Annotated in this window: 8 protein-coding genes; 5 read left to right on the top strand and 3 right to left on the bottom strand. The window is 65.3% G+C overall.

The annotated features are described in order from the left end of the window. Positions 1-77 precede the first annotated feature (77 nt). Together PF66_RS16730 and PF66_RS16725 are read right to left on the bottom strand one after the other, a co-directional pair. On the bottom strand, positions 78-1,643 hold the full coding sequence (locus PF66_RS16730; RefSeq protein WP_054063309.1) for a DHA2 family efflux MFS transporter permease subunit: 1,566 nt from the start codon (positions 1,641-1,643) through the stop codon (positions 78-80). Then, the gene (locus tag PF66_RS16725) at positions 1,640-2,761 is read right to left on the bottom strand and encodes an HlyD family secretion protein (RefSeq protein WP_054063308.1); all 1,122 of its coding nucleotides are present in this window, start codon (positions 2,759-2,761) and stop codon (positions 1,640-1,642) included. The genes PF66_RS16730 and PF66_RS16725 overlap by 4 nt, the downstream gene beginning before the upstream one ends. A gap of 214 nt (positions 2,762-2,975) precedes the next feature. Here PF66_RS16725 and PF66_RS16720 point away from each other — a divergent pair, with 214 nt between their 5' ends. From PF66_RS16720 to PF66_RS16700, 5 genes are all read left to right on the top strand, one after another. Continuing rightward, entirely contained in the window at positions 2,976-3,356 is a 381-nt protein-coding gene (locus PF66_RS16720) for a RidA family protein (protein ID WP_054063307.1), read from the top strand. A gap of 80 nt (positions 3,357-3,436) precedes the next feature. Beyond that, positions 3,437-5,428 (top strand): peptidase U32 family protein, encoded by a 1,992-nt coding sequence (locus tag PF66_RS16715; RefSeq protein ID WP_054059238.1) that lies wholly within the window; start codon positions 3,437-3,439, stop codon positions 5,426-5,428. Between the two features lie 148 nt (positions 5,429-5,576). Continuing rightward, positions 5,577-6,824, top strand: a complete 1,248-nt coding sequence (locus PF66_RS16710; RefSeq protein WP_054063306.1) for an MFS transporter — start codon at positions 5,577-5,579, stop codon at positions 6,822-6,824. A gap of 37 nt (positions 6,825-6,861) precedes the next feature. Next, entirely contained in the window at positions 6,862-7,902 is a 1,041-nt protein-coding gene (locus PF66_RS16705; protein WP_054063305.1) for a GSCFA domain-containing protein, read from the top strand. Further along, entirely contained in the window at positions 7,865-8,575 is a 711-nt protein-coding gene (locus PF66_RS16700; RefSeq protein ID WP_054059241.1) for a hypothetical protein, read from the top strand. Before PF66_RS16705 ends, PF66_RS16700 begins: the two co-directional genes overlap by 38 nt. Before the next feature lie 58 nt (positions 8,576-8,633). On the opposite strand, the gene PF66_RS16695 is transcribed toward PF66_RS16700, so the two are convergent. After that, positions 8,634-9,515, bottom strand: coding sequence for a TauD/TfdA dioxygenase family protein (locus PF66_RS16695; protein WP_054063304.1), 882 nt, complete (start codon positions 9,513-9,515; stop codon positions 8,634-8,636). Positions 9,516-9,521: the final 6 nt, after the last annotated feature.

Raw genomic sequence — 9,521 nt, 5'->3', positions numbered from 1 at the left:
AAACGCGCAAACGGATATGTACCCCACCTCCCACCTCCCCCGGAAAAAGCCGAACAGACAGCAGCTCCCGCACCTGATCAATGCCCATCCGCAGAAGGCTGCTGCGGCGGCTGAACCTTGCGCATCAACGGCACCAACACCGTCGCCAGAATAAAGCAGACCATGATCACCAGAAACGCATCGGCATAAGTCAGCGTCTGGGCCTCTCGCCAGGTCAGGGCCCAGAGCTGGCGCAACGCGATCTGACTCGCATCCAGACTGTTCTGGCCAAGCGCCTGGGCACTGCTGCTCAAGTGTTCGAGCCAGAGATTCATCTCTTCGTTACGGCTGTTCAGGTGCTCCGCCAGACGCAGGAAATGCAGGTTGCTGCGGTCGTTGAGCACCGTGGCGCAGGCAGCGATACCGATCGCGCCGCCGAGGTTGCGCATCAGGTTGAACAGCCCCGAGGCGAGCTTGAGCCGGGCCGGTGCCAGGGAGCCGAGGGTCAGCGTCACCGTCGGCGCGACGGTCAGTTGCTGGGCAAACCCGCGTATCGCCTGGGGCAGCAGCAGTTCCTTGCCACCCCAGTCATGGGTGATCGGCGCAAAATTCCACATCGACAGGCCGAACAACGCCAGGCCGAGCATGAGGATCCAGCGCAGGTCGATACGGCTGGCAAGGAACGCATACACCGGAATCGCCAGCAACTGGAAGATCCCCGTGGAAAACACCGCGATACCGATATCCAGTGCCCCGTAGCCGCGCACCCGGCCGAGGAACAGCGGTGTCAGGTAGATGGTGGCGAAGATGCCGATGCCGGTGATGAAGGAAAACAGGCAGCCGAGGGCAAAGTTGCGCTCGCCCAGGGCACGCAGGTCGACGATCGGCTCGTCGATTTCCAGGCAGCGCCAGATGAACAGCACCCCGCTGGCCAACGCCACCCAGGCCGTCAGGGTGATGGTGCTGTCACTGAACCAGTTCCAGCGCGGACCTTCCTCGAGGGTATATTCCAGGCAGCCGAGGAACACCGCCATCAGCACGATGCCCAGGTAGTCGGCGCCCTTGAGCAACGCCAGGTTCGGCTGGTCGACCCGGACCAGCAGCGGCACGCTGAGGGTCACGAACAGGCCCGGCAGCAGGTTGATGTAGAACAGCCAGTGCCAGGAGGAAATGTCGGTGATCCAGCCACCGACCGCCGGGCCGAGGGTCGGCGCGAGCGAGGCGATGGCACCGATGGTCGAGGCGGCGATGATGCGCTGCTTGCCGTTGAAATAGATGAAGGCGGTGGTGAACACCAGCGGAATCATCGAACCGCCGAGGAAACCCTGCAACGCGCGAAAGGCGATCATGCTCTGGATGTTCCAGGCCACCGCGCACAGCAGGCTGGTCAGGGTGAAGCCGGCGGCGGAGGCGGCGAACAGCCAGCGGGTGCTCATCACCCGCGACAGCCAGCCGGACAGCGGGATGACGATGATCTCGGCGATCAGGTAGGCGGTCTGCACCCAGGCGGTGTCATCGGCGCCCGCCGACAGGCCGCCGCCGATATCGCGCAGCGAGGCGGACACGATCTGGATGTCGATCAGGGCGATGAACATGCCCAGGCACATGCAGGCAAAGGCGGCGACCTTCTGCCGGGTGCTCAGTGTCGGCAGCCCGTCACTCATGACCGGCTGGCCTGGGCAACCGCCGGTTCGATGGCCGGTTGTTCGCGGGTGTTCACTTCGGTCTGAACCGACAGCCCCGGGCGCAAGGCACCGAAGTCGGCGTCGCTGCCGTCCAGGCGGATCCGCACCGGAACACGCTGGACGATCTTGGTGAAGTTTCCGGTGGCGTTTTCCGGCGGCAGCACGCTGAACTGGGCGCCCGTGGCGGGTGCCAGGCTTTCGATGTGCCCATGGAACTCACGACCCGGCAGGATATCGGCCTTGATGTTGACCGCTTGGCCGACCTGCATCCGCGCGAGCTGATCTTCCTTGAAGTTGGCGTCCACCCACAGGCCATGGGCCGGTACCACCGAAATCAGCTGACTGCCGGCTGCCGCATAGGCGCCGACCTTGGCCCGGCGGTTGCCGACATAGCCGTCCAGCGGTGCGCGCAGTTCGGTGTAGCCGAGGTTCAACTGTGCCTGGTCGCGCTCGGCCTGGGCCTGTTCCAGCATGGCCCGGGCCTGTTGCCGCTGGGTTTCGATCACCGCCAATTGGCGTTGCGCCGCCAGCAGTCCCGCCTCGGCCCGGGCCCGTTCGGCCTGGGCGGTTTTCCAGGTGGCATCGGCACGTTGGGCACTTTCGACGGAGACCGCTAGGCTGCGCACCAGCGTCTGGTAGCGGGCGTGGTCGTCGTGGGCGCGGCGGGCCTCGGCATCGCTGGCATCGATCTGCGAACGGGCCTGGCTGATCAGCGCCTGCTGCAACTGTTCGGTGGCATCGAGGTTGGCCAGGCTCGCCCGCTGGGCGGCCACGGCACCTTCGGCCTTGGCCAGGGCGATGCGGTAGTCACGGACATCGATGCGGGCCAGCAGGTCCCCGGCCCTGACGAACTGGTTGTCGCTCACCGCCACTTCGCTGATATAGCCCGGGACCTTGGCGCTGATCACCGTGACTTCGGCGCCGACATAGGCATCCTCGGTGTCCTCGACGAACCGTCCGGTCTGCCACCAGTGGCTGCCGTAAACGACGGCCGCGGCCACCGCTGCCGCGAGCACCGCCAGGCGCACCAGTGGCTTGCGCCGCGCCGGGGCCACAGCGGATGTACTTTCGGGGGCAATGTGGACTTGAGTGCCCATGACGGACTGACCTCTATCGCTGGCAACGAAAATTATGATCATAATATTCATGGCGGCTTTTATCATGCAAGTCTCTATTTTCCGGCAGCGAATCCACTCGTCGGGGCAATGCGGTACCGGTACCGGCGCGTCACGCCTATACTGCCGGGCTGATTCATCAACGGGCGTGCCAGGTGCGCGCCCTTCCCTGCGCAACTTTCAACAAGAGAACCCCATGGCCAATCATGACCTGACCTTCCTGCCGGATCCCGACGCGGACTCGATTTCCTCCGACGTGGCCGGCTTCGGCGGCCTGCTGGTGTCCACCCAGATCCCCACCCGTGCCGACGGCAGCCTGGAACTGGGCGATATCACCCGGCAGAGCGAATGCACCCTGCAGGCGCTCAAGGTGGCGCTGGAGAAGGCCGGCAGCTCGCTGGACCGCGTCCTGCACCTGACCATCTACCTGACCGATATCGCCGACCGTCCGGCGTTCAACGAGGTCTACAGGCGGTTCTTCGTCAAACCCTGGCCGGTACGTGCAGCCATTGGCGTGGCAGCCCTGGGGATCGAAGGCATGAAGGTGGAAGTCACGGCGATAGCGGCCAAGGCCTGACCGGTCAGCCGCAACGGGTGCCGGCGCGGCGTTTCGCCGGTACAATGCACGCCTTGACCGTGCAGCCTGACTAGAAAAACATGTCCCTACCCAAGCATCACCTGGAATTGCTCAGCCCCGCCCGCGACGTGGCCATCGCCCGCGAAGCCATCCTGCACGGGGCCGATGCCGTGTATATCGGCGGCCCGAGCTTCGGCGCCCGCCACAATGCCTGCAACGAAGTGAGCGATATCGCCCAGTTGGTGGAGTTCGCCCGCCGCTACCACGCGCGGGTCTTCACGACCATCAACACCATCCTGCACGACAACGAGCTGGAGCCGGCGCGCAAGCTGATCCATGAACTCTACGATGCCGGGGTCGACGCGCTGATCGTCCAGGACCTGGGCGTGATGGAACTGGATATCCCGCCGATCGAACTGCACGCCAGCACCCAGACCGACATCCGCACCCTGGAACGGGCCAGGTTCCTCGACCAGGCCGGCTTCTCCCAGTTGGTGCTGGCCCGCGAACTGAACCTCCAGGAAATCCGCGCCATCGCCGACGAAACCGACGCGGCGATCGAGTTCTTCATTCACGGTGCGCTGTGCGTGGCCTTTTCCGGCCAGTGCAACATCTCTCATGCGCAGACCGGCCGCAGCGCCAACCGTGGTGACTGCTCCCAGGCCTGCCGCCTGCCCTATACCCTCAAGGATGACCAGGGCCGCGTGGTCGCCTACGAAAAGCACCTGCTGTCGATGAAGGACAACAACCAGAGCGCCAACCTGCGCGCCCTGGTGGAGGCCGGCGTGCGCTCGTTCAAGATCGAGGGCCGCTACAAGGACATGGGCTATGTGAAGAACATCACCGCCTACTACCGCCAGCGCCTGGACGACATTCTCGAAGGCCGCCCGGACCTGGCCCGCGCTTCCAGCGGCCGCACCGCGCACTTCTTCGTGCCGGACCCGGAGAAGACTTTCCACCGCGGCAGCACCGACTACTTCGTCAGCGAGCGCAAGATCGATATCGGCGCCTTCGACACTCCGACCTTCACCGGCCTGCCGGTGGGCGTGGTGGAAAAAGCCGGCAAGCGCGACCTGCAGGTGGTGACCACCGAGCCCTTGTCCAACGGCGATGGCCTCAACGTGCTGATCAAGCGCGAAGTGGTCGGCTTCCGTGCCAACGTCGCCGAACCGCGCGGCGAGTTCGAGGAGGACGGTGAAAAACGCTACCGCTACCGCGTCGAACCCAACGAGATGCCGGAGGGCATGCACCGCCTGCGTCCGAACCACCCGCTGAACCGCAACCTGGATCACAACTGGCAACAGGCATTGCTCAAGACCTCCGCCGAGCGCCGTGTCGGTGTCAGCTGGAGCGCGCGCCTGCGCGAGGAGCGTCTGGAACTGACCGCCACCAGCGAGGAAGGCGTCAGCGCCAGCGTGGCCCTGGACGGCCCGTTCGGCCTGGCCAACAAGCCGGAGCAGGCCCTGGAGCAACTGCGCGACCTGCTCGGCCAGTTGGGCACCACCCAGTACCACGCCACCGCCATCGAGCTCGATGCGCCACAGGCCTACTTCATCCCCAACTCGCAGCTCAAGAGCCTGCGCCGCGAAGTGATCGAGGCGCTGACCGCAGCCCGAGTCGCCGCCCATCCGCGCGGTGGCCGCAAGGCCGAGACCAGCCCGCCGCCGGTGTACCCGGAGTCGCACCTGTCGTTCCTGGCCAACGTCTACAACCAGAAGGCCCGTGACTTCTATCACCGTCATGGGGTCAAGCTGATCGACGCGGCGTTCGAGGCCCACGAGGAAACCGGTGAAGTGCCGGTGATGATCACCAAGCACTGCCTGCGGTTCTCCTTCAATCTGTGCCCGAAACAGGCCAAGGGCGTGACCGGCGTGCGGACCAAGGTCGCGCCGATGCAACTGATCCAGGGTGACGAGGTGCTGACCCTGAAGTTCGACTGCAAGCCTTGCGAGATGCACATCATCGGCAAGATCAAGGGTCACATCCTCGACCTGCCGCAACCGGGCAGTGCGGTGGTCGGCCATATCAGCCCGGCCGATCTGCTCAAGACCATTCCCCGCGCGCCACACTGAGGTGAGCGGCCTTGACGGCCGCTTTCGCCCGCCCCGCAAATAAAGTCGTCGACCGGCTTCGCGGGGCTTGCATATCGGCGCATTGCCCTCTTCAATGAGCAGGCCCCGCCTCCAGGCGGGGCCCTGTTTCCCTGTCGAGACGAGCCAGATGGATCTGCGCCAGAAACCCGCCCTATGGAAGACCTTGTGGGCCCTGCCCGCGGCCACCCGCTGGCTGCTGCTGGGCATCGGCCTGTCGCGGGTCGCCTCGTTCATGGTCTGGCCGTTCATCGTGGTGGCGATGAACCGACGCTTCGGCACGCCGATCACCGATATCGGCGCGCAACTGGCCCTGGGTGCGCTGATCAGCATCGCCCTCTCACCGCTCAGCGGCTTTCTCGGTGACACCTTCAATGCCCGCAACCTGATGGGCTTCGGCTGCGCCCTGGGCGCCGGCTGCTTCCTGCTGATGGGGCTGGCACCCGGGCAGACCAGCTACTTCGTCGCGATCATCGGCATGGCGGTCGCCCACAGCATCCTCGAACCGCTGTTGCGGGTGCTGCTCAGCGACACCGTCGCCACCGACAACGAACGTACCTTTCTCTTCCACATCCGCTACTACGTGGTCAATTGCGCCGCTGCCAGCGGGCCGTTGCTCGGCATGTGGTTCGCCAACCGCGAGAGCGACGCGGTGTTTCCGATCGCCGCCGTCACCTACGCACTGCTGGCCCTGAGTATCTTCGGCGCCGCGCGCTATCGGCTGCAGGCGCCGCACCTGGCCGGTACCGAGCCGACCTCGCCGCCCCTGCGTGAGGTGCTGCGGGCGATGCTCGGCAATCGACTGTTCCTGACCATCATTGTCGCCAACTTCTTCCTGGTGCTGGTCTACGCCCAGGTCGACGAGTCGCTGACCTTCTACCTGCTGGCACTCAAGGTCGAGGACATCAACGCGGTGATCGCCAGCCTGAGCGTGACCAACGCCTCGGTCGTGCTGGTGTTCCACCTGTGCCTGATGGGCTGGCTGATGAACCTGGCCGACAAGCGCGCCTACATCCTCGCCCTCGCCTGCCTGATGATCGGCCACGCGATCATTGCCCTGAACACCGGCGCGCTGTGGTACGGCTGGATACTGGCGATCGGGTTCGCGACGCTGGCCGAGATCATCGTCATGCCGTTGTTCGCCACCCTGATCGATCGCCTCGCGCCGCCCGGCATGCGCGGCAGTTTCATCGGCATTTCCATGCTGGCCGGGCTCGGCTCGGCGGTGGCGCCGCTGCTCGGGGCGCTGGTGATCAGCCACTTGGGCGGCGTGGTGCTGTTTTCCGCCCTGGCGCTGGCCTGCCTGCCCATCGGCCTGCTCGGCTACCGGGCACTGGATGCCGGCCAGCCGGCCAGCGCGCTGGAACCGACGACATGATCGCCCTCAACCAGGTCCAATTCGGAGTGAACCCGGGATGAATCCTTACCAACTGTTGGCACCTCGTTCATTCTGGCGCAGTGCCGTGGCACAGCAGACGGCCGAAAGCATGAGCGAGTTGTGGCTGCCGCAATTCGGGATCGAACGCGACGATGCCATCGTCACCGCCGGTTCCTGCTTTGCCCAGCATATCGGCCGGGCACTGGTGGAGCGCGGGATGAACTGGGTCGACAGCGAACCGTCGCCGGCCGGCCTGTCGGAAGCCGAGCGCAAGGCGCGGCACTATGGCGTGTTCTCCTTTCGCACCGGCAACCTCTACACCCCGGCGATGTTGCGCCAGTGGCTGGAGTGGTGCCTGGACAGGCAGGCCATGCCCGACGAGCTCTGGAGCCGCGATGGACGTTTCTTCGACCCCATGCGGCCGGTGGTCGAACCCGAAGGCCATGCCAGCCGGCAGGCGCTGCTGGAGGCCCGACAGGTCACGCTGGCGGCGATGAAGACGGCGTTGCAGCGGGCCAGGGTCTTCGTTTTCACCCTGGGGCTGACCGAGGCCTGGGTGAATCGACGCAACGGCCTGGTGTACCCGCTCTGCCCCGGTACGCTGCAGGGGACGTTCGATCCGCAGGTCCATGCCCTGCACAACTTCGGCTTCGTCGACAGCCACCGTGAAATGCACACGGCACTCGAACTGTTGCGCTCGGTGAATCCGCGGATCCGGGTGCTGCTGACCGTGTCGCCGGTGCCGCTGACCGCTACCGCGACCGGCCAGCATGTGTTGACCGCCACCACCTACTCCAAATCGGTGTTGCGCGCGGTGGCCGGCCAGTTGTGCGAGGAACAGCCGGAAGTCGACTACTTCCCCTCCTACGAGATCATCACCGGCACGCCGTTCAAGGCCGCCTTCTACCAGGACAACCAACGCGAAGTCACGGCCGCCGGGGTGGCGTTCGTCATGCGCCAGTTCTTCAGCGCCCTGAACGGCCAACCGCCGGTGGCACCAGCCAACCCGATCGCTCATCTGCCCAGCGAGGACCTTGTTTGTGAAGACGCCGTACTCGACTACTACGCCAAGCCCTAGCTTCCTGCTGCTGGGCGACTCCAACGCCGGGCCGATCGGCAAGGCGGCGCAGGCCCGCGGGTTGATGGCCTGCGGCGGCCCGCTGGGGGCCGGACGGGATTTCAACGTCGATTTCCTGGTAGCGCAGCCGGGGGACGTGGGGTTTCGTGATACGGAAATGGACCAGCGTTATCGCCAGGCGCTGGAGCTGGCCGGGGTGGCCCGGCTGGAAGAACTGTCGGTTCCGCTGGTCAGTACGCTCGGCATGAGCGTGCACTTTCTCGCCAGTCGGCCGAACTGGCACTGCTATCAGGATGAAAGTGGCGAGTTCGACGCCGGGTTTCTGGGCGGGCCCCTGTTCGAGTCGATCATAGAAGAAATGAGCCGGTATGCCCTGGCGTTCTACGAAAGGGTGCTGGGACTGGGCATCAGGGTGCTGGTGGTCCTGCCACCGCAGCGGGTGCCGGAGTTTTCCGATGCGCGGGTATTCATCGCGGCGCAGGAGGTGCTGATTCGACGCTTGCGCGAGTTGGGCGTCGAGCTGATCGATGTGCGGGACGCCGCCAACGGTGAGGATGGCTGGCAGGCCCCGCGGTTCTGCGAGATCGATGACCCGTTGCACGGCAACCTGGCCTTCGGCGAGCTGATCGTCGAGGCGCTGCTTCCCCGACTCGCCCAGCCACAGTGGGCCTGACCCACCCCCATCCCGCTCCATTCGGTGGATGAGCGCAGGCCTGCGGGCCCACAGGATTTCAGGTTTCGGTATAGGGCTGCGGCTGCTCACCGAGGATCGTCACCCGTTCGCCATACCGCGAATGCGGGAAGTAGTCCCACACCGCATGGTGCTGGGTGCAGCGGTTGTCCCAGAACACCAGGGTATTGGGCTCCCAGCGTACCCGGCAGGTGAGAATCGGCTCGCGGGCCACCAGGCCGAACAACAGGTCCAGCAGCACCCGGCTTTCCCCCTCGGACAGTTGCACGATATGCGAGGTGAACCCGGAGTTGACGAACAACGTCTTGCGCCCGGTCTCCGGATGGCGCACCACCACCGGGTGTTCGGTCCTGGGCAACCCCTCCGGCGCCGGGTAGCCCTTCCACGGAATCGCCCCATCATGGATGGCCGTCAGCCCCTGCAGAAAACCCTGCAGGGTCGGCGACAGCATGTCCAACGCCAGGTGCATGTTGGCGAACAAGGTGTCGCCACCGCTACCGATGGCCGGGGTCTCCTTGATGTACAGCATCGAACCCATCGACGGTGCCAGGTCCGCGGTACCGTCGGTGTGCCAGGCCTCCCCGGCGACGAAGCGCGATTGCGCCGTGGCACGGATGACCACCAGTTCCGCATCGTCGCCGTCGATATCCTCCAGCGGCAAGGCGCGCAACTCACCGAACAGTCGACCAAAGGCCTTGTGCTGCTCGACGCTCAGGTGCTGGTCGCGAAACACCAGCACGTGGTTTTCCAGAAAGGCCCGGCGAATTTCCGCCAGTTGCCCGGGCGCCAGTTCCCTGGACAGGTCGACCCCGCCGATCTGCGCGCCGATGATCGGAGTCAACCGATCGACGGTGATGTGCTGGTACGGCGCCCGACGTTCGCCGGCGATCCTCTCGACGGCCTTCAATGCCCACTGATCCATGTTCCC

The organism is Pseudomonas asplenii (assembly GCF_001293465.1).
Taxonomy (GTDB): domain Bacteria; phylum Pseudomonadota; class Gammaproteobacteria; order Pseudomonadales; family Pseudomonadaceae; genus Aquipseudomonas; species Aquipseudomonas fuscovaginae_B.
Note: the sequence above shows the minus strand (reverse complement) of the source record. Positions and strands in the feature narration are given on the sequence as shown.

Excerpts from the sequence above, each read along its gene's own strand:
- PF66_RS16725 (WP_054063308.1), bottom strand. The coding sequence starts at position 2,761 with ATGGGCACTCAAGTCCACATTGCCCCCGAAAGTACATCCGCTGTGGCC.
- PF66_RS16715 (WP_054059238.1), top strand. The coding sequence starts at position 3,437 with ATGTCCCTACCCAAGCATCACCTGGAATTGCTCAGCCCCGCCCGCGAC.
- PF66_RS16695 (WP_054063304.1), bottom strand. The coding sequence starts at position 9,515 with ATGGATCAGTGGGCATTGAAGGCCGTCGAGAGGATCGCCGGCGAACGT.
- PF66_RS16705 (WP_054063305.1), top strand. The coding sequence starts at position 6,862 with ATGAATCCTTACCAACTGTTGGCACCTCGTTCATTCTGGCGCAGTGCC.
- PF66_RS16720 (WP_054063307.1), top strand. The coding sequence starts at position 2,976 with ATGGCCAATCATGACCTGACCTTCCTGCCGGATCCCGACGCGGACTCG.
- PF66_RS16710 (WP_054063306.1), top strand. The coding sequence starts at position 5,577 with ATGGATCTGCGCCAGAAACCCGCCCTATGGAAGACCTTGTGGGCCCTG.
- PF66_RS16730 (WP_054063309.1), bottom strand. The coding sequence starts at position 1,643 with ATGAGTGACGGGCTGCCGACACTGAGCACCCGGCAGAAGGTCGCCGCC.